General features: G+C 43.5%; 21 protein-coding genes and 1 pseudogene. 4 read left to right on the forward strand and 18 right to left on the reverse strand.

The features are described 5' to 3' along the window. Nucleotides 1–1,423: pseudogene (locus tag B2248_RS12355) on the reverse strand (phosphoribosylformylglycinamidine synthase); the annotation flags it as partial. 85 nt (nt 1,424–1,508) lie between these two features. On the opposite strand from B2248_RS12355, the gene B2248_RS12360 reads away from it, so the two are divergent. The 4 genes from B2248_RS12360 to B2248_RS12375 all read left to right on the forward strand — a co-directional run bounded on the left by B2248_RS12360 (nt 1,509) and on the right by B2248_RS12375 (nt 6,535). Continuing rightward, nucleotides 1,509–1,934 (forward strand): RDD family protein, encoded by a 426-nt coding sequence (locus tag B2248_RS12360; protein ID WP_273180743.1) that lies wholly within the window; start codon nt 1,509–1,511, stop codon nt 1,932–1,934. Between the two features lie 88 nt (nt 1,935–2,022). Beyond that, nucleotides 2,023–2,451: a substrate-binding domain-containing protein gene (locus B2248_RS12365; protein WP_273180746.1), complete on the forward strand. Its 429-nt coding sequence runs from the start codon at nt 2,023–2,025 to the stop codon at nt 2,449–2,451. After that, nucleotides 2,448–3,695, forward strand: a complete 1,248-nt coding sequence (locus B2248_RS12370) for a hypothetical protein (protein ID WP_273180748.1) — start codon at nt 2,448–2,450, stop codon at nt 3,693–3,695. Before B2248_RS12365 ends, B2248_RS12370 begins: the two co-directional genes overlap by 4 nt. Nucleotides 3,696–3,703: 8 nt before the next feature. After that, entirely contained in the window at nt 3,704–6,535 is a 2,832-nt protein-coding gene (locus B2248_RS12375) for a bifunctional diguanylate cyclase/phosphodiesterase (RefSeq protein WP_273180751.1), read from the forward strand. Here B2248_RS12375 and B2248_RS12380 read toward each other — a convergent pair. The 17 genes from B2248_RS12380 to B2248_RS12460 all read right to left on the reverse strand — a co-directional run bounded on the left by B2248_RS12380 (nt 6,529) and on the right by B2248_RS12460 (nt 23,027). Next, on the reverse strand, nt 6,529–6,753 hold the full coding sequence (locus B2248_RS12380) for a DUF2835 domain-containing protein (RefSeq protein ID WP_273180753.1): 225 nt from the start codon (nt 6,751–6,753) through the stop codon (nt 6,529–6,531). The genes B2248_RS12375 and B2248_RS12380 overlap by 7 nt on opposite strands. A 12-nt stretch (nt 6,754–6,765) precedes the next feature. Continuing rightward, nucleotides 6,766–7,179, reverse strand: a complete 414-nt coding sequence (locus tag B2248_RS12385) for an HIT domain-containing protein (protein ID WP_007144842.1) — start codon at nt 7,177–7,179, stop codon at nt 6,766–6,768. A gap of 2 nt (nt 7,180–7,181) precedes the next feature. Next, a complete protein-coding gene (pepN, locus tag B2248_RS12390) occupies nt 7,182–9,839 on the reverse strand; it encodes an aminopeptidase N (RefSeq protein ID WP_273180755.1) in 2,658 nt (885 codons plus the stop codon). A 12-nt stretch (nt 9,840–9,851) separates the two neighbouring features. Continuing rightward, the gene (locus B2248_RS12395) at nt 9,852–10,184 is read right to left on the reverse strand and encodes an NGG1p interacting factor NIF3 (protein ID WP_273180757.1); all 333 of its coding nucleotides are present in this window, start codon (nt 10,182–10,184) and stop codon (nt 9,852–9,854) included. A 3-nt stretch (nt 10,185–10,187) separates the two neighbouring features. Then, nucleotides 10,188–11,237: a WD40 repeat domain-containing protein gene (locus B2248_RS12400; RefSeq protein WP_273180759.1), complete on the reverse strand. Its 1,050-nt coding sequence runs from the start codon at nt 11,235–11,237 to the stop codon at nt 10,188–10,190. A gap of 5 nt (nt 11,238–11,242) precedes the next feature. After that, nucleotides 11,243–11,803, reverse strand: a complete 561-nt coding sequence (gene dcd / locus B2248_RS12405; protein ID WP_007144838.1) for a dCTP deaminase — start codon at nt 11,801–11,803, stop codon at nt 11,243–11,245. An 87-nt stretch (nt 11,804–11,890) separates the two neighbouring features. Then, entirely contained in the window at nt 11,891–12,973 is a 1,083-nt protein-coding gene (gene apbC / locus B2248_RS12410; protein ID WP_273180761.1) for an iron-sulfur cluster carrier protein ApbC, read from the reverse strand. Between the two features lie 140 nt (nt 12,974–13,113). Further along, complete coding sequence (locus tag B2248_RS12415; protein WP_273180763.1) at nt 13,114–13,995, reverse strand: carbon-nitrogen hydrolase family protein; 882 nt, start codon at nt 13,993–13,995, stop codon at nt 13,114–13,116. A 62-nt stretch (nt 13,996–14,057) separates the two neighbouring features. Continuing rightward, nucleotides 14,058–14,645 carry a GNAT family N-acetyltransferase gene (locus B2248_RS12420; RefSeq protein ID WP_273180765.1) on the reverse strand — a complete coding sequence of 196 codons (588 nt, stop codon included), beginning with the start codon at nt 14,643–14,645 and terminating at the stop codon, nt 14,058–14,060. Between the two features lie 10 nt (nt 14,646–14,655). After that, nucleotides 14,656–15,063 (reverse strand): ketosteroid isomerase-related protein, encoded by a 408-nt coding sequence (locus B2248_RS12425; protein ID WP_007144834.1) that lies wholly within the window; start codon nt 15,061–15,063, stop codon nt 14,656–14,658. A gap of 152 nt (nt 15,064–15,215) precedes the next feature. After that, nucleotides 15,216–16,121, reverse strand: coding sequence for an agmatinase (speB, locus tag B2248_RS12430; protein WP_273180766.1), 906 nt, complete (start codon nt 16,119–16,121; stop codon nt 15,216–15,218). Beyond that, a complete protein-coding gene (gene nspC / locus B2248_RS12435) occupies nt 16,093–17,259 on the reverse strand; it encodes a carboxynorspermidine decarboxylase (RefSeq protein WP_273180768.1) in 1,167 nt (388 codons plus the stop codon). Before nspC ends, speB begins: the two co-directional genes overlap by 29 nt. 5 nt (nt 17,260–17,264) lie before the next feature. After that, nucleotides 17,265–18,464, reverse strand: coding sequence for a saccharopine dehydrogenase family protein (locus B2248_RS12440; protein WP_273180771.1), 1,200 nt, complete (start codon nt 18,462–18,464; stop codon nt 17,265–17,267). 26 nt (nt 18,465–18,490) lie between these two features. Beyond that, entirely contained in the window at nt 18,491–20,437 is a 1,947-nt protein-coding gene (gene speA, locus B2248_RS12445) for a biosynthetic arginine decarboxylase (RefSeq protein WP_273180773.1), read from the reverse strand. 117 nt (nt 20,438–20,554) lie between these two features. Next, nucleotides 20,555–21,607 (reverse strand): succinylglutamate desuccinylase/aspartoacylase family protein, encoded by a 1,053-nt coding sequence (locus B2248_RS12450; protein WP_273180776.1) that lies wholly within the window; start codon nt 21,605–21,607, stop codon nt 20,555–20,557. Between the two features lie 2 nt (nt 21,608–21,609). After that, nucleotides 21,610–22,515, reverse strand: coding sequence for a 30S ribosomal protein S6--L-glutamate ligase (rimK, locus tag B2248_RS12455; protein ID WP_007144828.1), 906 nt, complete (start codon nt 22,513–22,515; stop codon nt 21,610–21,612). Beyond that, complete coding sequence (locus B2248_RS12460; protein WP_273180779.1) at nt 22,515–23,027, reverse strand: ATP-dependent zinc protease; 513 nt, start codon at nt 23,025–23,027, stop codon at nt 22,515–22,517. Before B2248_RS12460 ends, rimK begins: the two co-directional genes overlap by 1 nt. Nucleotides 23,028–23,044 lie beyond the last annotated feature (17 nt).

Here is a 23,044-nt window from a genome sequence, read left to right on the forward strand (position 1 = left end):
CACGCTGTACAGAAGCAAAGTCGAGCCCTTCATCACTGGCACCAGAATTGACGGATGAAGCCGCACTACCGCCAAGTCCGATTAACATGGCTGGACCACCCAGTACAATTAATTGTACGCCCGGATCCATAATGCCTTTTTCAACATGCTGTGGACGGATAGAGCCCATTCCACCGGCAACCATAATCGGTTTATGGTACCCACGTACTTCAAAACCATTATCCGTCGGCACCTGCACTTCATAAGTACGGAAGTAACCGCACAGATTGGGACGACCAAATTCATTATTAAAGGCGGCCCCACCCAAAGGACCATCAATCATGATTTCACGAGCAGAGGCCATACGAGCCGGTTTACCGTAAGGTGTTTCCCAAGGTTGTTCAAAACCAGGAATTTCCAGATTGGAAACAGAAAACCCGGTTAAGCCTGCTTTCGGTTTTGAACCCCGTCCTGTTGCACCTTCGTCACGGATTTCACCACCTGCACCAGTGGATGCACCAGGGAATGGAGAGATGGCCGTAGGATGGTTATGCGTTTCCACTTTCATCAGGATGTGCTGAACTTCACCTTCATAATGATAATGGCCAGTCGCCATGTCCACCTGAAACCGATGACTTCTTGGGCCTTCAATTACAGATGAGTTGTCACTATAGGCTTTCACAACCCCTTCCGGATGAAGATCATGGGTGTTGCGGATCATATTGAATAAGGTATGAGGCTGGGTCTCGCCATCAATGATCCAGTCAGCACGGAAAATTTTATGACGACAATGCTCTGAGTTCGCCTGAGCAAACATCATTAATTCAATATCGTTGGGATTACGGTCTAATAAGGTGAAGTTTTCAAAAAGATAATCAATTTCATCTTCGGCTAAAGCCAGGCCCATTTGCTGATTAGCCAGCACCAATGCTTCACGGCCACCATTGAGAATATCGACACTGACTAATGAACGTGACTCACCATGCATGAATAAACGATCGGTTTCATCGACACTTTCAAACACCGTCTCGATCATACGGTCATGTAAGAAACTAGCAACGCGATTTTTCTGGTGTTGACTGAGTGTTTCAGAGGATTCAACAAAAAAAGCAACGCCCCGCTCAACACGTTCAACATTTTTCACACCACTGTTAATGGTGATATCGGTGGCTTTGCTTGACCAGGGTGAAATAGTGCCGGGTCTTGGTGTCACCAGGAAAAAGCTTTCATTGTCTTTTGCTTCGCTTTCGCGCGCTTCTGCTTCAAGCAGGGTTTCAAGAATCTGATGCTCCGCCGAAGGCAAAATACATTCATCATCAATTTCAATAAAATAACGAAACTCAGTTCTAACAGCCGTGACAACAGGCACTTCAGCCTGAATGCTGTTTAGTAATTTCTCCAGACGGAAAGCAGAAAAAGCCGGGCGGCCAATCAATTGCAGCATGCGGATCCCAATTCAAGATAAACTAAAGCGATAATGATACTTTATGTAAGGTTTAACGCCCAAATAAAATCCGCTGGAAATCATAATGAATGTAGCTGTTCACAATCGACCGGGGCCAATTCGTCAATTAATGGCGATGGTATACGACTTCTTACTTTTACTATCCGCCTTATTATTCGCCGCTATTATTCCGGTTGCGCTAAATGGTGGTGAAGCCATTACACCGGGCAATGTGTTTTTTTTATTATATTTACTGTCAGTGTGTTTTTTATTCTATGGCTGGTTCTGGACTCATGGAGGACAAACCCTCGGTATGCGAGCATGGAAAATAAAACTTATTAGCTTAACTACACCGTCAATCTCTTGGAAACAGGCAGCCATACGTTTTAGTTTAGGCGTTATATCCTGGCTCTGTCTGGGCTTGGGATTCTGGTGGCAATGGCTAAGTAAAGATAAACAAAGCTGGTATAACCAAATAGCAAAAACCTCTCTTATTTTTGTCAAGGAATAAGCCGAACAACATAAAGTTGTTTTTAGCATGGCTTTTTTTTGTATTCATGCCTAGAATTGGGTTCAACACAGCTTAAGGAACAAGGCTGATGACATGGATAAGCATCAGAATCCTCATCACTTTATTGTTTCTGGTATCGCAAGATCTACCAGCTCAAAATGTTATTGCCAACGTTCAGGTTGAAACCAAGCAATTAAGCAAAACCACTGCTCGTTCGATCTTTGCCATGCGAGTTCATCAATGGTCTGATGGCACACCAATCAAAGTCTTCGTTCTTCAAGATCAGAACCCTACGCATAATGAGTTTTGTAAGTCTATATTGGGCATGTTTCCATACCAGCTCAGACGAATTTGGGACCGGCAGGTTTTTTCTGGAACAGGCGCTGCTCCCGTAGTCGTTAACTCCGAACAGGAAATGCTTAATGCTGTTGCCAGTACGGAAGGGGCAATTGGCTATATCAGTTTGGACAACGCTGATACACACGAAGGTATTCAAATGATTAAGGTGGACTTATGAGAGTAATACTACTATCCATCTTTCTCAGCATTTCGACAGCTGCGATTGCCGATGATGATACACCTTGGTTTGAACGGATCGTGTTACACGGTTTTGCATCTCAAGGTTACATACATACAACTGACAATCATTTTTTTGGTCCGAGTGATGAGGGTAGTTTTGAATTCACTGAAGTTGGTATCAATGGCAGCTTGAGTCTCAATCCCAAACTCAGGCTATCTGCCCAACTATTGTCCAGACAAGCAGGTAGATTTGATAACGGCTCGCCACGACTTGATTATGGCTTAATTGATATTTCCCTGTATTCCTCTACCAGCTACTCTTCTGGACTCTACATCGGCAGAATCAAAAACGAAATTGGTTTGTATAACGAAACGCGGGACGTGGCTCATACAAGAAGCGCTATATTCCTACCTCAAGTGATTTATTTCGATAAAGTCAGAAACACCATTATGGCAGCCGATGGTGTGCACTTTTATAACAACCTTGATCTAGATAGCGGTACAGTCTTTATGGAAGTAGGCACAGGCTATACCCTGGCAGATAAAAATGTTGAATATGCCTATATGGGTGATGACTGGGCAGGCTCAATCCAAAACGATAAATTGGGTATCTTCGGAAAACTCCTTTATGAGCATAATGGCGGTCAATGGATATATTCAATCACTGGGACAAGAGTCACGCTCGATTTTGATGCTGGTGCGAGTGACCGCGTACCCTTTCCTATCGGTCCGGGAATGAATTCAGGCGAAATTGAAATCGATTATACCGTCCTCTCAGGTCAATATAACGGTGAGAAATGGCAGTTTACCAGTGAAGTTGCCTTTGAAAATGTTGATTATATTGATATCGGTGGTCCCGTATCACAGATGAATATTAATTCCATTGGTTATTACTTACAGGCAAATTACAATTTTACGCCTGCATGGCAAGCCTTCATCCGTTATGAAGAATTCCAGCTAAATAAACATGACTGGAACGGAAAAAAAGCAGCTAGACAAAACCGCATCAATAGTCAGCAACTGGCTGCAAATGGGATCAATCGAGCCCCCGTTCCAGCACATGAATATTATTCAAAGAGTTGGGTGTTAGGTGGACGCTGGCATATTTCACAAAACTTAATGCTTCGGACCGAGTATCACATTGTGGAGGGTGTAGCGACACTATCACCACGGGAAAACGATGTGACAGATACTAATAAAAGGTGGGATATGTTTGCTGTATCTCTGTCATATCGGTTTTAGTGCTACAGATGAATACTAGCAACCCATTTTTAAGTATTCGATGGAAAGCTGGTTTATTTTTCAGTTCTATTTTATTGGTTTTTCTGTTGATTTTTCATGTCATTATTTACTGGAACGTTCAGCAAAAATTTGTTTTTTTTCGTTCTCAGTTACAGGAGCAATATCATCAACAGCTGCTCGGACAAATCACGACCACACGAGATCAGCTACAACGACTCGCTGAGTTGCTTATTTCGCCTGATACCACGCAACAAGCAGCATCAGGAAAACACAAAGATATTTTAGAGCGTATTCAGCGTTACCGCAGTGACCTTGAACTGAACTGGGATGTCTCCCAAGTACAATTGTTTGATAGTACTGGTCGAAACCTAGGTGGATGGGGTCCGCCCACACCAAAATTCATAAAATCAATTATTACACTCACCGCAGAAACTGAACTAGCTCAGAATCAACTCAACTGTGAAGTCAGTTGCAAACAATACCTCTTATTACCTATTCTGGCGGATAGCCCGACTAATCATGTCTTAGTGCTGGGCTATAATCTGACGCAATCATTGTTGGATTTTCGGGCACAAACGGGTGCCGATATTGCCATTATTTCTGATCAGTCCAACACACAGGAGTTACGTCAAGCTGATACATCGCTCTGGGAGCGTCATCTCAATGTACTCACCTCATTCAATAGCAATATCGCTTATTTAAGATATCTAGCAAAACATTATCGTTATCAAGACATTGATCACGATAAATTGATCTTACGCGATTCGAATTTACCGGTTGAATTTCAGTTTGTTAAGCTCAAACAAGTGAGCAATGTAGTACTGGTGATAATCGATAATATCGCTAATCAGCAACATGAGCTTAGCAGCCTTACTTATAGGACCATTGCCTGGTCACTTATTGGCTTAATCGCCATTGGTGGCAGTCTATTCTTACTATTATCAGCGCCACTGAGGCGATTATCAGCAGTCTCCAAAGCCCTGCCTCTTCTGGCCGAGAAAAAATACCTTCAAGTCAGAAATATGCTGAATCATACATTGCCAAGACGTTACATTGATGAGCTGAATATCCTTGAACAGTCTGCCATAGTACTTTCAGAACAACTGGAAGATCTGGAAAGCTCTGTTAACAAGCAGACAGATTCACTCAATAAGCGGACACAAGAGCTGATACAAGAAAGGGATTTTGTCAGTAATCTGATAGACACAGCCCAGTTAATCATTATTACATTGGATAAAAATCACTGTATCTCTAGCTTCAATGAACTTGCGACCCGCATCACCGGCAATCTAGCAAGTGACGTATTAAATCAGTCATTTGAACAATTTTTTCATCCCTCTGATTGGCAGAGGGTCCATCAATCACTTCAGCAACTGTCCAATCATGGTGAAAAGATAGTTCACATGGAATCCGATATTCTCTCAACTGATGGACAGAGCCATACTATCTCTTGGATACATTCTAATTTTCGCGTGCCCACCAATAATGCTGTGATTCTCTCAGTAGGCATCGATATAACAGAAAAAAAACAAAATGAGACGGAGTTACGCTGGCTTGCAACCCATGACCCATTAACTGAACTCTATAATCGAAAAAAACTGAAGAATCAGTTTGAACACATTCTTAAACAAACAATTTTCAATGACCAACAGGGTATTTTACTGGTGCTCGATTTAGATCATTTCAAAGATATCAATGACAGTTGTGGTCATAATATTGGTGACCAATTACTCAAGAATGTAGCAAGAGCCCTCACTGAGGTCAGTCGTGATAAAGATGTATTAGCGCGATTAGGCGGTGATGAATTTGCCATCATTTTGCCTGAAACTGATTTAAATACTGCTATTATTCTGTGTGAACAAATCAGTGCAAGATTACATACTCTGCACTTTGAATTTGAACAAGTTCGCTACAGCATTTCTTCCAGTATCGGCATCGTGCCTTTTCCACTCAATGAGTTCAATGTGGATCGCCTCTTAAGCAGTGCAGATTTGGCGATGTATCAAGCGAAGTCACATGGTAAAGACACATGGCGGCTGTTTACTCATGACGACATGCTAGGAAAACAACTCCAGGAACGTATGCGTTGGAAACAGAAAATAGAAGATGCATTGTCAGACGACCGTTTTATACTCTATTTCCAACCTATCATGCAGATTCAAACCCAAGCGGTGAGTCATTATGAAGTGCTGCTACGCATGCTAGATGAGGATGGTGAAATACACAGTCCAGGCATGTTTATTGAAATTGCTGAACAATCAGGCTTAATCCACCGAATCGATCACTATGTATTAGAAAAAGGCATTGCCAAACTAGCGGATCTGGAACAACAAGGCATAAACATCACTTTATCATTGAACTTATCTGCCCACGCAATGCTTGATGCTGATCTTATACCGCTCTTAAAACATCTTTTAGAACAATATAATGCCAGTCCAGATCATTTATTATTTGAATTGACAGAAACGGCAGCCGTCGCTGATATTAATCAAGCACGTGTATTGATGAATGAAATGCGTGATTTAGGTTGTCGATTCTCTATAGATGACTTCGGCTCTGGCTTTGCCTCGTTCCGTTATTTGCGAGAACTACCTGTTGATATGGTGAAAATTGATGGCATGTTTATCACCCATATCACAGAAAATAATGATGACAAGCTATTTGTGGAAGCCTTGGTTTCTGTAGCCAAAGGCATGGGAAAAAATACGGTGGCAGAGTTTGTTGAGAGTGCTGAGATTCTCGAAGTTTTGGCTGAACTTGGTGTCGATTATGCTCAGGGATATTACATTGGAAAGCCCCAGCCCACGTTACTTGATGGACCAATAACGTTCGTTCAGTGAGTCAGGCGTGTTATACCTATCAGCTTATTATTGTCGTCAAACTCAATGGAAAACAAACCATTCACGCCTCTGCTATCAACGAACTGACGAATATTTTCAGCAGGGAAACTTAATCTTTGTCCCGTTTCAGCAGTAACGATGACCGTTTTGGCCATGCCTTGATAATAACGAAGCGCTTGTTCAGGAGTAAGATGCATTCGAAAGCGTAATCGGGTCATTGCAGTTATCTTCTACACTAAATAGTCACCTAGTGCTTGTATCAGCTGTGACAACATCGCGTTTTTCGCCATCTCAGAATAAGGCTCGGCCTGTCCTATACCCCAGACCGGTTTTGGCCAAGTAGCATCCGTTTTAAAGCGAGCAATATGATGAATATGCAGTTGTTCAACCATGTTTCCCAAAGCTGCAATATTCATTTTATCGGCTGAAAATAAAACCGACATAGCCTTGCTCACAAAACTGGACTCGATCGACAAACGCTGCTGCTCTTGCTCAGTCAGCTGATAAATCTCAGCTTTATTTTCACGTTTCGGCACCAGTATCAACCATGGATAGCGCATATCGTTCATTAACAGTACTTCGCACAGTTCAAACTCGCCAATCCGGATAGTATCTTGTTTTAATTGTGGATGAAGCTCATACATTATTATGCTGCCAGATATTTTGTGACGATTTCATAAACATCGGCGGATAAGTCTTTTTGCGCAGCAATCTCTTCCAATGACGCTTTCATTAATTCTTGACGCTCAACATCATAACGACGCCATGAATTTAACGCGCCGAGCATTCTTGCTGCAACTTGAGGATTGAGCTTATCTAACACTAATATTTGCTCTGCCAGGAATCGATAGCCTGAACCATCTTTCGCGTGAAAATGGACAGGATTATTACGGCAAAACTGGCCAATTAACGCACGAACATTATTTGGATTTTTAATGTTAAATGCTTCATGTTTCATCAACGCTTTAACACGTAACAAGGTATCAGGGAGTTTCGATACCGCCTGCACTGATAACCATTTATCAACTACTTGACGATCATGTTTCCATTGCTCATAAAACGCACGTAATGCGTGTTCGCGTTCAGGTCCAGCCTGATCGACCATCAAACGTAAGCCGGCCAATAATTCTGTCATATTGTCAGTCACTTTCATCTGACGCAGACAGCGTTGCATTTGTAGCGGATCATCGGTGGCGGCCAAATAGGATAAACATAGATTTTTAAGACTACGTGCAGCCATATCTTCTGCGTTAAACTGATATTTTTTCTTTTTACTCAGACTTTCATAACGTGCATTGAATAATGGCTTCAGTGATATGGCAATCTGTCGCTTTGCAAACTCTCTAGCCTGATGAATGCCATCTACATCAGCTACAGGCATCTGTGCAGCCAAATAGTTTTCCGTTGGCAGAGTCAACATTTTTGCCACAAGTGCCGGATCTAACTGTTCGTCATTCAAGACAGCTTCAAGCTGTGACAGCAATAATGGTGACAAGGCTAATGTATTCTGTTTTTGAATATCATCAACAATTTCCAACAACACATTAATCATTAATTGCTGACCAGCATCCCAACGATTAAAGCTGTCGGTGTCATGGCCCATTAAGAAGGCTAATTGCTTATTCGTTAAGTCATACTTGAGTTTTACCGGAGCTGAAAACCCGCGTAACACTGATGCCACAGGCTCTTCAGAAACATGGATAAACTCAAACGTCTGCTCTGTTTCTGTTAATGACAAAACACGGGTATCACCGTCATAGGGTGTTGTTTCTTCCGCTAGCTGCATTGGCATATTATTACCATCACTATCCAGTAAGCCCACAGTAACAGGAATATGGAAATTTAACTTATTCTCTTGGCCTGGTGTAGCTGGACAGGATTGGTGGAGGGTAAGGCTGAAACGTTGTTGCACAGGATCGTAGTGTGTCATAACCGATAGCTCCGGCGTACCAGCTTGTTCATACCACCGTTTAAACTGACTTAAATCAACATTATTGGCGTCTTCAATCGCTTTGACAAAATCATCGGTGGTGACAGCTTGACCATCATGTCTATCAAAGTAAAGATCTGTTCCTTTTCTAAAACCTTCATCGCCAACCAATGTTTTAATCATACGGACGACTTCAGCGCCTTTCTCATAAATCGTCACCGTATAAAAGTTACTGATTTCAATATAGGAGTCTGGGCGAACTGGATGTGCCATTGGGCCAGCATCTTCAGCAAACTGCATACTACGCAGGCCATTCACATCGTCAATGCGCTGTACAGCAGCTGAGTTCAAATCAGCACTAAAACTCTGATCGCGCATCACAGTAAAGCCTTCTTTCAGACTTAACTGAAACCAATCACGGCAGGTAACCCGATTACCAGACCAGTTGTGAAAATATTCATGGGCAACAATGCTTTGGATGGTGTAAAAATCGTCATCGGTCGCTGTTTCGGGTGTGGCTAATACACAGGCAGCATTGAAGATATTCAAGCCTTTGTTTTCCATAGCCCCCATATTGAAGTCGTTAACAGCCACAATCATGAATACATCTAGATCATATTCACGGCCATAGACCTCTTCATCCCATTTCATTGATTGTTTTAACGACACTAATGCATGGTCACATTTATGTTTATTCTCAGGATCAACGTAGATACGTAATGTGACATCGCGACCATTCATCGTTGTGAAGTGATCTTGCTGGCAATATAAGTCACCAGCAACCAGCGCGAATAAATAACTCGGCTTGGGATGAGGATCATGCCAGCGCACCCAATGGCGACCATCATTAAACTGGCCCTGTTCTTCCAGGTTACCATTCGATAACATCACCGGCCACTGTTTTGCATCGGCAACAATCGTCACCGTAAATACCGTCATTACATCAGGACGATCAGGGTAATAGGTAATGCGTCTAAAACCTTCTGCCTCACATTGAGTACACAATAAGCGTCCCGAATGATATAAGCCTTCCAGGGCCGTGTTCTGATCGGGATGTATCTCGGTAATAATTTCTAATTCAAACTGTTCAGGCACATCTGCAATAGTCAGTGAGTTGCTGTTCACCTCATACTGACTATCAGAAAGTAATTTTCCATCCAATTTGATACTAATCAAATCCAGTGACTCACCATCGAGCACACACTCACCAGCAGATGATTCCGGGTTAAGCCGCATTTTTAACGTGCTGATAACCCTTGTTTTTGATTTATCCAAATCAAAATGAAGTAATGCCTCATCCACCAGATAACGGGGTACCTGATAGTTGGCTAATAAGGTCATTTTTGGTGACTGTTCCACGTTAGAAAGATCCATCATATTTCTCTATTAAAAGTCGTCTAGTGTTTTTACAGACCAGACTTCGTAGGCTGGGGTTTCATAAGGATGTGCAGAAATTAAGGCTTGCAATATAGGCTTTATCTTTTGGCTGGGACAAACGGTTTCTATCCGGAACTCAGGTACATATTCCACCTGACCTTGTTGGCCGATATAAGGTTGGCTTCCAGCTAGAGGACGAAACTGCCCCATTCCTTGCGATTCCCAGCAACAGGAATCATAACCATCATATTGTCCGGCTCCCGCAGCAAAAATTGCCTGTTTAACCACTTCTTTGTGAGATTCAGGGACAAAAAAAACCAGTTTTAATAATGTGTCCGCCATCAATTATCGAATACGCCATTTCTGTGCGAGACCATTGCCAAGCTCACTGTATACTGAGCGGCCATCAGGGCTAAAAGCCAGTGCTTGAATTACCACACCCGGTTTTAACACATCTTTACGTGGTGTTAACCAACAGCCCAAGGCTTGACCATTTTGTGCTCGCCAGACACAAATTTCACGATTTGGGTGACCCGTAGCAACATATTTACCATCAGGTGAATAAGCTATCGCCGTGGTCGTCGTTTTAAAAACTGGGAAGTCACCCCATATACCATCTACATCCACTGGTGAAGTGGTCAACACAGCGACTTGCTTACCACTTTTTACACTCCAGATACGAGTTTGAGCATTACCTGCAGAACTAATGACATTACCACCTCTCGGGTCAAACGAGACAAAACTCACATCATTCTTATGTTGCCAGATGCGTAATTGCTGACCAGTTTCCAGATTCCACATTCTTGCTGTGTGATCATCACCACCTGTCAGTCCATACTTACCATTGGGTGAAATATCCACTGTATTAATAAGCTGGTCAATCGGTGAGTTTACGGCTTTGCCATCGTGTTTAAAAATTTGCACCACACGATTTCTGATGACATCAAAATAAACAGCGGTTCTGTCCTGCAAAGCCAAAAGCAGATGATCACCTCTGGGCGATAAAGCAATGTCTTTAATAGTGACAGGAAACTCAAGCCGAATCATCGGCTCACCGTTTTCCATATTCCATAACACAATGACTTTAGACTCTACGGTGGCAGCGACTTTACTGTCATCAGAAAAAGCCACATCCGTGGTAGTACCGCTATCGTTTGGCGTATTTTGCCAAGTGTATTTCACCTTATTCGTTTCAAGGTCCCAAAGCTTGGCCGGTAAATCAATGTCTCCCACCAGAACATAACGACCATCTGGAGAGAAACTCGACGCATAACTGCCATTTTCACTGTACTTCCAGGATTCTGTCGGTGTTCTTTCTTCTGTACAGGCTGACACTGAAAGCACTAACAGTGCAGCACTGAGGGTTCGTATTACATTCAGAGTAAAAAAAGACATCGGCATCAGGAACGAGGAAGGGTCACACCAGACTGGCCTTGATATTTACCACCGCGGTCGGCATACGATGTTTCACAGACTTCATCAGATTCGAAAAATAACATCTGCGCCACACCTTCATTAGCATAAATCTTGGCAGGCAATGGGGTTGTGTTAGAAAACTCTAATGTTACCTGCCCTTCCCACTCTGGTTCCAGCGGGGTGACATTCACAATGATGCCGCAGCGTGCATAAGTAGATTTACCCAAACATACGGTCAAAACATTACGCGGAATTTTGAAGGTTTCAACGGTTCTGGCCAGAGCAAATGAATTCGGTGGAATGATACAAACATCAGACGTCACATCTACAAAACTGCTTTCATCAAAGTTTTTAGGATCAACAATCGCTGAGTTGATATTGGTGAAAATTTTAAACTCGTTTGAACAACGAACATCATAACCATAGCTGGAGGTGCCATAAGAGATAATACGGTTATCATCACGATATCGAACCTGGCCTGGCTCAAAAGGCGAAATCATTCCCTGCTCCGCCATACGACGGATCCATTTATCTGACTTAATCATAGTTGCTTGGTTATACCTTTATAAATGTCCAATCATAAGCCTATTAAAACATATCTTAAACAGGCTTTATCGTGTCTTAGCTAAACATTAGTCATTTTTAATCACAATGTTTGGAAACGCTGCTGAGTAATCTTTGCCCTGCATGGCCAGTCTGGCACCAACGCGACGAGCAATCTGTCGATACGCCATTGAAATCTCAGCGTCAGGTTCGGTCACCACACTGGGTTTACCCGAATCAGCATCTTCACGGATTCGAATATCCAAAGGTAAACTGCCAAGTAAATTAAGATGGTACTGTTCGGCCATACGCTGACCGCCACCGTCACCAAAAATGTGTTCTTCATGGCCACACTGACTACAGATATGGGTGCTCATATTTTCAACAATGCCCAGTACCGGTACTTTGACCTTTTCAAACATCTTGTATGCTTTACGAGCATCCAGCAAAGAAATGTCTTGTGGCGTCGTTACAATAACGGCACCACTGACAGGGACTTTTTGCGACAAGGTTAATTGAATATCACCTGTGCCCGGTGGCAGATCGATAATCAGGTAGTCCAGATCTTTCCAGTTTGTCTCGCCCAATAATTGTTGCAGGGCTTGAGTGACCATCGGCCCACGCCAGATCATCGGTTCTTCTTCATCAATGAGGAAACCAATCGACATGGTTTGAATACCGTAACTTTCGACGGGATTCATCGACTTGCCATCGGGAGATTCAGGACGGCGATTGGCACCCAGCATTCGAGGTTGGCTTGGTCCGTAAATATCGGCATCCAGCACACCGACGCTTGCGCCTTCTGCAGCGAGTGCCAGAGCGAGATTGGCTGACGTGGTTGATTTACCGACGCCACCTTTACCAGAGCCAACAGCAATGATGTTTTTAATATTATCCAGTGCCTGGACGCCCTGCTGAACTTTATGTTTGATAATTTCGCTTGAAACGACAACACTGACATTGTCTGCTCCTGCTTGTTGTAAAGCAGATGTTAATGCTGTGTTGAGTTGTTCAATATAGCCTTTGACCGGATAACGCAGAACGACAGAAACAGTTTGTTTACCTGCATTCTCTGCCACCATAATCGCTGGGTTCGTCTCTCCGAGTTTTATTTCGGTCGAGGGGTCCTGAAAGTCGTTAATAATCTGCTTTATCTGAGCATTATCTAACATGGAGCACTCCTGTCTATTTCATGCGTTCGCCTGAAGACACGCATCTATTCTATTTTTATTGGCATGCCAGACGCTAAATCTGAAGGTTTGGCTAAAACGGCTATCTAAAAAAAACGCCATCTTTAAGACGGCGTTTAATATCAATCTAATCTGGGGCCACGTAGTTCATTTTGCAAGGGCCAATCACGATAATTAAATACCTGTCCCTGCTGACGTACACGGGCAATCTCATTCAAATCCAAATCGGCATAGACCCACTGTGCAGTATCCGCAGAACCTTCAGCCAGAATACCATTATCTGGGAAGCCATAATCTACGGGTGTGTAGATGCTGGCACGTCCTGTATTCACATCGACGGCTTCTGACCACAATGCTTCACCAAATGTCGGTGATTGTAATACATAACACTGGTTTTCAAGCGCACGTGCCTGGCAACCGATTCTGACACGATAAAAACCCGCTTGAGTGTCAGTACAGCTCGGTACCAGTACCACATCCGCGCCAGCCTGAACTTGCTGATGCGCGATTAACGGAAATTCACTGTCATAACAAATATTGATAGCAAGGCGACCAATATCTGTATCGATAACTTTAATGTCTTGTCCGGCATGAATTAACCATTGTTCATTTTCAAACCGTGTCATGATGAGTTTGTCCTGATAGTCAATAAGACCATCAACACCATACAGATTAGCGCGGTTACGGAAGCTACCATCAGACTGCAGTACAGGGAAAGAACTGGCCAATATCATCACATCAAACTGCTTGGCTAACTGAGCATAAAGTGCCTCATAATCGGCATAGACTTCTTGCATGGAATGCAGTTGTTTTCCCAAATCTTTATAAACCGACTCACCAAACAGGGAAGCCAGTTCCATACTGCCATACTCAGGGAAAACCAGTAACTTAGCGCCATTATTAGCTGCCTGGCTTACCCATTGTGTTAATTTATCTTCAAATTCAAACCATTGCGCGAAAAAGCCAATATCATATTGGGCAACTGCCGCTTTTACTTTGCTCATTCATGTTCCAGAGAATTAGGTATAACGTCGCTTGAGTGTTAAAAGCCAGACGCTAAAGAGATTTAAATTTTTTTCATCCAGAAAGTCATTGGCTTAGGCGATTCAATTGTCTCCCCAACTTCTTTCCAGCTGAATGTGGTATTGAGTTCAGGGTGTTTTTCATAACCGCGTTTACGCCAGAAATTATCTAATGGCTGATAGTCAGCGGGTCGCTGTGGATGATCCTCTGGACGTTGAACACCACAAAAACAGCTGTATTCAAATCCACCGACTTCATGCGCATGCGCTTCGCGTTCATCAAAAAACGCAACACCGGCACCTTGTCCACGGTACTGAGACAGTAATACCGATTCACCACAATAAAAGATCTTATCGATATCATAACCAGCAGCGATAAATGGGGCTTTGACTTCGTCTGTTTCGTATTTGAGTGGGATGCCAGTAGACGCACCAACAACATGCTCACCGTCAAAGGCCAATACAATGACACTGTCAGGCGCTTCGATATATGTCTTAAGATATTTTTCTTCGTAAGTCAGATCCCCATCATAAAGATAAGGGAAGTCACGAAAAACACGAATCCGGAGCTCGGCGAGCTCCGGAATGTATTGATTGAGTTTATCGCCAGACAGTCTTTCCAGTCTTAACATCGCACACCTCTTAGCCTGCGACTTGGGCGATCCAGTCTTCTAAGTTGTAGTAGTTAGTAATACGAGCGACTTTACCATCACGAATCACAAAGAATGCACCTGCTGGTAAACGATATGTTTGACCTGCGGCTTCTGGTAAACCTTCATCAGTTGACAAGTATTCACCTAATACAGTGAATTCAACCGCAGCACGGTCACCAGCATCATTGGTTGTGATCGAAATATCAACGATATTTTCTTTATAGTGAGCATTCATACGATCCATGAATTTTTTGAATGCTTCTTTACCGATTTCGCGACCACCTTGGTTTACATCATGAATGACATCGTCTGTCAGCATATTAAGAAATGCATCCATGTCGCCGCGGTTAAATGCATTGTAGTAGTCTTCCAACAGTTTTACTGTAGCTTGATTCATGATGAAAAAATCCCAAAGATTAGAAAAAGGCCGAATTTTATCTGTTTCATGGAATGAGGAAAAGACTTAATTTGTTAATTGCCTCATATCCTTAGCCTATAACCAGGCTATCTGATTCATTCGTTTTTTGAGTCGCGCACAAGCCCTATTAATTAATGACGATTTCTTTGCACGATACCCATCAATTTATAGGTCAGCAAAGAAGCAGAAAAATCATAGGCATGGAAACCCTCAATAGGGGCAAATTCCATAATGTCAAAACCAATGATTTCGCGCTGTTTTGCAACCGACTCAAATAAGTTGAGTGTCTGATACCAATCAAGGCCACCAGGCACTGGTGTGCCAGTTGATGGAAAAACGGAAGGGTCCATGCCATCAATATCCAGTGTAAAAAACACTTTTTGTGGAAAATCGTCAGGTAGCTCGATGGACTGAATCCGATTAGGCACTAACTCGTCGGCATCCTGATATAACACGCCAAATTCTTCGCGGAAGGCCATTTCTTCTTCACAGTAAGCGCGAATACCCAGCTGATAAAGTGGAATACCCATATCCACAGCACGTTTCATCACTGAGGCATGGCTCAGAAAGTCACCTTCGTAGGCATGACGTAAATCGGCATGTGCATCGATCTGCACAATGCCAAAATCCTCTATACCAGCATCACGCAAGCCTTTTATTACGCCATACGTGACTGTGTGTTCACCGCCCAACACAACCGGCATTCCACCGTTCTTTACGATATCAGCTGTTGCTTTAGCGATATTGTCGATCACTTGTTGTGGCGCAACACTACAATCCACCGGCTCACACGTATAAATTCCCTCGTCACAGGGTTTGCTCTTGCCATCCCACTCTTCTAACTGCCATGAAGCCTGCAAAATAGCGTTAGGACCCAAAGCTGTACCGCCACCATATGACACACTTTTCTCATACGGCACAGGTAACACATGAAATAGCGCTTGTTCGGGTTCTGGCTGTTCAATTTCTGAACCAAGAAAAATTGGATAATCTTCCATTTGTATCAACTCAAGATAATCTGTGTTTAAAGTCGTCATAGCCGAACTCTTTCACAATGCGTAAGGCATCGGTTTCTGAGTTCCACAACGCAATGGCTGGTAATTTTGTGCCATTAAATGTGGTGGTTTTGACCATGGTGTAATGCGCCATATCTTCAAAAATCAGCCGCTGACCGACTTCGAGGGGTGTTTTAAAGCTGTAATCATCAATCACATCACCGGCCAGACAGGTTAATCCACCTAAACGATAGGTATATTCAAACTCATCTGCTTCACCAGCACCACGAATATCGGGGCGATATGGCATTTCCAGGGTATCCGGCATATGGCATGTGGCTGATGTATCAAGAATGGCTTGATTCAGTTTATTCCAGGTAATATCTAATACTTCACAGCTCAGAATACCTGTACCGATGGCCATTGCTTCACCCGGTTCAAGATACACTTGCACCTGATGGCGTGTTTGAAATGCCTGAATTAATTCCACCAGCCCGTTAATATCATAACCTTCAGCGGTAATATGATGACCACCACCAAAGTTGACCCATTTCATTTGTGGCAGGATATGACCAAACTTTGATTCAACAGCAGCGACCGTGCGTTGTAGAGGCTCAAATCCTTGCTCACACAGCGTATGAAAATGCAGCCCACTAATGCCTTCCAGTGCGCTCTCATCCAACTGCGATAAAGTTATGCCCAAACGTGATCCTGGCGAACATGGATCATAAATAGGCACAGCACCTTCTGAATGTTCAGGGTTGATTCGTAAACCAAACTCCAGATCAGGACGCTGTTTTTGAACGGCCAGACATTGATCTCTAAACCGCAACCACTGGCTGCATGAATTAAACACAATGTGATTCGCAAATGTTAACAGCTCATCAATATCTGCCTGACTAAACGCTGCAGCAAACACATGCACTTCACCACCATATTCTTCATACCCCAGGCGAGCTTCATGCAAACCACTGGCACAGGTGCCATTGAGATATTGGCGGGTTAAATCGCCTAGTGACCACATTGAAAAGGCTTTTAAAGCACCTAATACTTTCGCGCCACTGGCCACTGCGACATCATGCAAAATGCGTAAATTACGCTCAACGGCAACTTCATCAACCACAAAACAAGGTGATGGCAAACGGGATAAATCCAGTTTGCCAAAATCAGTAAACTGCATCGAGATTAGTCGTCCAGATTAAAGTTATCGAGCTCAATCACATTCCATGGCAAGCCATATTTATTCATGTCTTCCATAAATGGATCGGGATCAAACTGTTCGATATTCCAAACACCAGGTTGTTTCCATTTGCCTTCTAACATCATTTTGGCACCAATCATGGCAGGTACACCTGTGGTGTAAGAAATCGCCTGAGATTGCACTTCCTGATAACAATCCTGATGATCTTTGATGTTATAGAGGTAAACAATTTTTTCTTTGCCGTCTTTAATACCTTTTACCACGCAACCAATACATGTTTTACCTTTAGTTCGTGGACCTAAGGTAGATGGGTCAGGTAATAAGGCTTTCAAAAATTGAATCGGTACGATTTTCTGGCCGTTATAATCAATCGGTTCAATGCCAGTCATGCCGACATTACCCAACACTTCCAGATGTTTCAGATAACTGTCACCAAAACTCATCCAGAACTGAGCACGTTTTAAGGTCGGGAAGTTTTTAGTTAATGATTCCAGCTCTTCATGATACATACGATAGATATTGTAGGTACCGACTTCTTCAGGGCAGGTAAATGTCGCTTTTTTCGACATAGCAGGTGTTTCAACAAACTCACCATTTTCCCAATGACGACATTCAGCAGTCACTTCGCGGATATTAATTTCCGGGTTAAAGTTGGTTGCAAACGGATAACCGTGATCACCACCATTGACATCGATAATGTCCAGTTCATGGATTTCATCAAAATAATGTTTAGCAATATAGGCGGTGAAGACATTGGTTGCACCGGGATCAAAACCACTTCCCAGCAATGCTGTTAAACCAGCCTCTTTAAACTTATCCTGATAAGCCCACTGCCATTTATATTCAAACTTGGCAGTATCCAAAGGTTCATAGTTGGCTGTGTCAAGATAATCCACACCCGCTGCCAGACACGCATCCATGATGGTCAGATCCTGGTATGGCAAAGCGACATTAATCACTAAGTCAGGTTTTTCCTGTTCAAGCAATGCCGTTAACTCAGCGACATTGTCTGCATCCACTTTCGCTGTTTTAATCGGGCGATCCAATTGGGCAGCGATAGCTTTGCATTTTTCTTCTGTTCGGCTTGCCAAAACAATTTCAGAGAATACTTCTGGTAACTGTGCACATTTATGTGTGACTACGCCACCGACACCGCCGGCACCAATAATCAGGACTTTAGACATTGCTGAATTCCTTTAACTCGTCTCAATTAACGTTCAAAAAAAGTATAGCCATGCATACTTTCTTTAAAAGCATGCAACATTTGTTGGCGCATCGGCACCGAAATTCGTCCATCACGCACCGCTTCTTCAGCAATGCGACGGAATTGTTCTAACATGTGTTTAGGATCGTACTCAACGTAGCTTAATACGTCGGCGATGCTGTCACCATGGAACTCACGACGGAAATCAAAACCACCTTCCTCATTGATATGCACACTGACGACATTGGTATCACCAAACAGATTGTGTAAGTCACCCAAGGTTTCCTGATACGCACCGACCAGGAAAACACTTAAATAATATTCCTCACCATGTTTCAGTTCATGCAGCGGTAGTGTTTTTTTCACTCCGGTTGGTGAGATGAAGTTATCGATCTTACCGTCACAGTCACAGGTCATATCCGCTAAAACTGCATCTCTAACCGGCGCTTCGTTTAATCGATGGATTGGCATGATCGGGAAAAGCTGATCAATGGCCCAGATATCCGGTAATGACTGGAATAGACTGAAATTGCCATAGTAAATATCAGACAGCAATTCGGGTAATGCTTCCAGCTCCTGAGACACGCGTCTTGCCTGTGGCAGCAGATTAGAAATCTTTTCCAGAATAGCGAGTGCCAGGTTTTCTGCTAATGCTCGTTCACGAATGGTCGCTTGTCCATGGTGAAATAATTCACGCATTTCATCACGGTAGTACAAAGCGTCGTTATAACACTCCTGCAAATTTTCCGGACTGACGTACTCAAGCACACTAAATAGATTGATAATGTGGTCATGACTATCTTCTGGGGCTTCGGCAGGGATCGGTTCAGCTTTATGCTCACGTACTTCAAGCACATTGAATAATAACATTGAAGAATAGGCCACCAGCGCACGACCAGACTCAGAAATAATCACTGGGTGTGGGATATCCAATGGGTCCAGACTTTCCTGTAAGGCTTCTACAATGTTGTAACAATATTCGTCCAAACCATAGTTCATACTATGCGTGCTGTTACTTCTGGCCCCCTCATAGTCAACAGCCAAACCACCGCCCATATCGATATATCCCATTGGAGCGCCTTCTTCGATAAGGCCAGCGTAAAATCGACAGGCTTCCATCACACCAGTACGGATATTACGGATATTAGGAATTTGAGATCCCAGATGGCTATGAAGCAATTGTAAACAGTGCAGCATGTTGGTTTGTTTAAGCTTATCAACCACGCCTAATAGAGCACTGGTAGATAAACCGAAGATCGAGCGATCGCCACTGTCTTCATTCCAGTGACCTTCCACCATAGAAGCCAGACGAATACGCACGCCAATTAAGGGATCAACACCCAGAGCACGGCTACGCTCAAGAATAATGTCCAGCTCCATGGCGGTTTCCAGCACAAAGAAGCACTTGATTCCCATTTGACGAGCATAAAGACCAAGATCGATAAATTCTTCATCTTTGTAGCCATTACAGACAATCAGACTGTCATGATCACGTAGCTGTGACAGAGCAATAATTAATTCCGCTTTACTGCCCGCTTCCAGACCATGATGGTAACGACTGCCGTAGTCAGCAATCTCTTCAATAACATGACACTGCTGATTAACTTTGATAGGAAATACGCCACGGTAATGATTTTTATAACCTGCTTCATCAATCGCCCGTGAGAATGCTTCATTAAGTTGAGTGATGCGCTGATCGAGCAGATTTTCAATGCGTAACACAGCTGGCATATCCAGTCCACGCTCACGCATGCCATTGACGATGTCAATGATAGGTACCTGTATGGTTTTCTCACCAAACTGCACGGTGACGACAGCATTACCATCTTCTGACACATCAAAGTAGTCGCTTCCCCAGTCCCTGACACCATATAAGCGAGCACTATGTTCAGCACTCCATTCAGTACTTAAATCCAGCTCGTTATCGATAGGAGGAAAAGGCGTTTTCTGCATTGACGATTATTCCCGTCTTGGTTAGTTAAAGGGCGCGATTTTCACTAGTTTGCAGTGAAAAAGCAAAGAATTATTTCAATTATTACATTACCGAGATGACACCACAGTGACATCGGCTCAAATTATGGGTAATTCATCAGGCACTGCAGTGTCTGTCGCTGGATCCAAGTCCGTATGAAAAGCCAGCAGACTATCAGCGACTTCGTCCGGTTTATTAAACCTTGCGATATGAAACAAGGCTTCCCCTTCATTGACCAAAGGGATATTTGTGCGACCAATGACGATACCAGAACTGCTTGCCAGCACCTCAGTTTCCGAATCTCCCTTACCATAGGGTGCGGCCACCATGCCTAGTAGATCGCCTTTATTGACACTGGCCCCCATAGGCACCAGCATTCTGAAAATACCACTTTCAGGTGCTCTGACCCAAACACTACTGCGTGCTACAAAGGGTTCGTGAGGACGCTTTTTTTGTCTTGTGATGGCTAGCATCCCAATGTGACGCATCACGGCTAACACGCCTTTAACACCTGCACGAATAGCCATTTCGTTAAAACGTAAGGCTTCACCAGCCTCATAAACGATAACCGGCACATCATAAGCCGCAGCGGCATAACGTAATGACCCCTGAATCAAACTGGAGTTCACCACCACCGGCGCATCAAAAGCATGGGCCATCATTTCAACATCAGGATTGGATAAATCAGCGCGTATCTGCGGTAAATTATCGCGATGGATGGCAGCCGTGTGCAGATCAATACCATGGGTACACTGACTGACGACTTCCTTCATAAAAGAATCCGCTAATCTGGCAGCAAGTGAACCTTCATCCGAACCAGGAAAACAACGATTGAGATCACGTCTGTCTGGTAAATAACGAGACTGATTTAAAAAACCATACACATTGACAACGGGGATGGCGATTATTGTACCTTTCAGACCTTTAAGACTTTTACTTTTCACCAAACGGCGAATGATCTCAACACCATTGATTTCATCACCATGTACCGCGGCTGAAACAAACAGGATAGGCCCTTTACGACGTCCACGAATGACATGTACCGGCATACTCAATGCTGTTTGCATGTAGAGATCAGGCAAAGGCACATCAATAATCTTACTTTGTCCTAATCTGACTTCTTCACCAGCCAGCACCAGCACATCGGACATGTTTAGCCCCTGCCCCGCGTTTTTGTTTTGCCTGAACGTGCATTTCTCTCGATAAAGTCAATAATCATGCTGGCAATATCTTTACCGGTGGCATTTTCAATGCCTTCCAGGCCTGGTGATGAATTCACCTCCATTACAACCGGACCGTGATTTGAACGCAATAAATCAACACCACAGACATTCAACCCCATCGTTTTTGCGGCACGAACTGCGGTTGCTCGCTCTAGGGGAGAAATACGGATTAAATTAGCGCTACCACCACGATGTAGATTAGAGCGAAACTCGCCTTCTTTTCCCTGACGTTTCATTGAGGCGACCACTTTATCCCCCACCACAAAACAGCGAATATCGGCACCGCCTGCTTCTTTGATAAATTCTTGAACCAGAATATTGGCCTTCATTCCCATAAAGGCCTCAATAACACTCTCTGCCGCTTGTTCTGTTTCTGCTAAAACAACACCGATACCTTGCGTTCCCTCCAGCAGCTTAATAACTAAAGGTGCACCGCCCACCATTTTGATTAAGTCATCAACATCATCCGGTCGGTGTGCAAATCCGGTCACTGGCAGACCAATCCCTTTTCGGGATAGCAATTGCAGCGCACGTAGTTTATCTCGTGAGCGGCTAATAGCCACTGACTCATTGAGCGGATACACATTCATCATTTCAAACTGACGCAGCACAGCAGTACCGTAAAAAGTGACAGAAGCGCCAATCCGCGGAATGACCGCATCATAACCTGTCAGAATTTCACCTTTGTAGTGAACTTCTGGTTTTAATGAAGTAATGTTCATATAGCAGCGAAGCACATCTAATACATGTACTTCATGACCACGAGCCTCTGCGGCCTCAACCAGACGACGGGTTGAATATAACTTGGGGTTACGAGAAAGAACGGCGATTTTCATCAACTTTCTCCATCAAAAAATTCTTTAACAGGCTGTTCATCATGCTCCTGAACACTTTGGCCAGTCATAAATGACATGGCAGGATTGACAATAAGATTGCCGGCAGTCATGGCGGTTCGACCTAACAGCATTCTAAACAGCATATTATCGCGGTTTGTCAGAGTGACTTCTATAGGCCATTGCTTTTGCCCCAGTGATAGCTCAGTCTGAATCACATAACGCTTTTCCGTATGCCCCCCCGAATCCGTCACATTGCGCTGATCAATGACTAAGGCTTCACACCATTTGATAGTGTCATTGTCTCCCTGATTAGGATGCACGCCAAATCGAACCCAGAGTTGCTTATCCTGCTCAAACTCTTCAACTGAAAAGGCATGGATAGCTGAGGTCCTTGCTCCGGTGTCCACTTTTGCTTTGATTCTGGTGAGACCAAGTTGCGGCAGGCTCAACCACTCGCGCCAGCCCACAGTAATAGATTCCGATAATCCTGCTTTACTTTGCTCTTCTGTCATCCGATGGTAACCATTCG

Source organism: Methylophaga sp. UBA2012, assembly GCF_002335235.1.
In the GTDB taxonomy this organism is placed as follows: domain Bacteria; phylum Pseudomonadota; class Gammaproteobacteria; order Nitrosococcales; family Methylophagaceae; genus Methylophaga; species Methylophaga thalassica.

Excerpts from the sequence above, each read along its gene's own strand:
- B2248_RS12360 (WP_273180743.1), top strand. The coding sequence starts at position 1,509 with ATGAATGTAGCTGTTCACAATCGACCGGGGCCAATTCGTCAATTAATG.
- B2248_RS12365 (WP_273180746.1), top strand. The coding sequence starts at position 2,023 with ATGACATGGATAAGCATCAGAATCCTCATCACTTTATTGTTTCTGGTA.
- B2248_RS12370 (WP_273180748.1), top strand. The coding sequence starts at position 2,448 with ATGAGAGTAATACTACTATCCATCTTTCTCAGCATTTCGACAGCTGCG.
- B2248_RS12375 (WP_273180751.1), top strand. The coding sequence starts at position 3,704 with ATGAATACTAGCAACCCATTTTTAAGTATTCGATGGAAAGCTGGTTTA.
- B2248_RS12380 (WP_273180753.1), bottom strand. The coding sequence starts at position 6,753 with ATGACCCGATTACGCTTTCGAATGCATCTTACTCCTGAACAAGCGCTT.
- B2248_RS12385 (WP_007144842.1), bottom strand. The coding sequence starts at position 7,179 with ATGTATGAGCTTCATCCACAATTAAAACAAGATACTATCCGGATTGGC.
- pepN (WP_273180755.1), bottom strand. The coding sequence starts at position 9,839 with ATGGATCTTTCTAACGTGGAACAGTCACCAAAAATGACCTTATTAGCC.
- B2248_RS12395 (WP_273180757.1), bottom strand. The coding sequence starts at position 10,184 with ATGGCGGACACATTATTAAAACTGGTTTTTTTTGTCCCTGAATCTCAC.
- B2248_RS12400 (WP_273180759.1), bottom strand. The coding sequence starts at position 11,237 with ATGTCTTTTTTTACTCTGAATGTAATACGAACCCTCAGTGCTGCACTG.
- dcd (WP_007144838.1), bottom strand. The coding sequence starts at position 11,803 with ATGATTAAGTCAGATAAATGGATCCGTCGTATGGCGGAGCAGGGAATG.
- apbC (WP_273180761.1), bottom strand. The coding sequence starts at position 12,973 with ATGTTAGATAATGCTCAGATAAAGCAGATTATTAACGACTTTCAGGAC.
- B2248_RS12415 (WP_273180763.1), bottom strand. The coding sequence starts at position 13,995 with ATGAGCAAAGTAAAAGCGGCAGTTGCCCAATATGATATTGGCTTTTTC.
- B2248_RS12420 (WP_273180765.1), bottom strand. The coding sequence starts at position 14,645 with ATGTTAAGACTGGAAAGACTGTCTGGCGATAAACTCAATCAATACATT.
- B2248_RS12425 (WP_007144834.1), bottom strand. The coding sequence starts at position 15,063 with ATGAATCAAGCTACAGTAAAACTGTTGGAAGACTACTACAATGCATTT.
- speB (WP_273180766.1), bottom strand. The coding sequence starts at position 16,121 with ATGACGACTTTAAACACAGATTATCTTGAGTTGATACAAATGGAAGAT.
- nspC (WP_273180768.1), bottom strand. The coding sequence starts at position 17,259 with ATGCAGTTTACTGATTTTGGCAAACTGGATTTATCCCGTTTGCCATCA.
- B2248_RS12440 (WP_273180771.1), bottom strand. The coding sequence starts at position 18,464 with ATGTCTAAAGTCCTGATTATTGGTGCCGGCGGTGTCGGTGGCGTAGTC.
- speA (WP_273180773.1), bottom strand. The coding sequence starts at position 20,437 with ATGCAGAAAACGCCTTTTCCTCCTATCGATAACGAGCTGGATTTAAGT.
- B2248_RS12450 (WP_273180776.1), bottom strand. The coding sequence starts at position 21,607 with ATGTCCGATGTGCTGGTGCTGGCTGGTGAAGAAGTCAGATTAGGACAA.
- rimK (WP_007144828.1), bottom strand. The coding sequence starts at position 22,515 with ATGAAAATCGCCGTTCTTTCTCGTAACCCCAAGTTATATTCAACCCGT.
- B2248_RS12460 (WP_273180779.1), bottom strand. The coding sequence starts at position 23,027 with ATGACAGAAGAGCAAAGTAAAGCAGGATTATCGGAATCTATTACTGTG.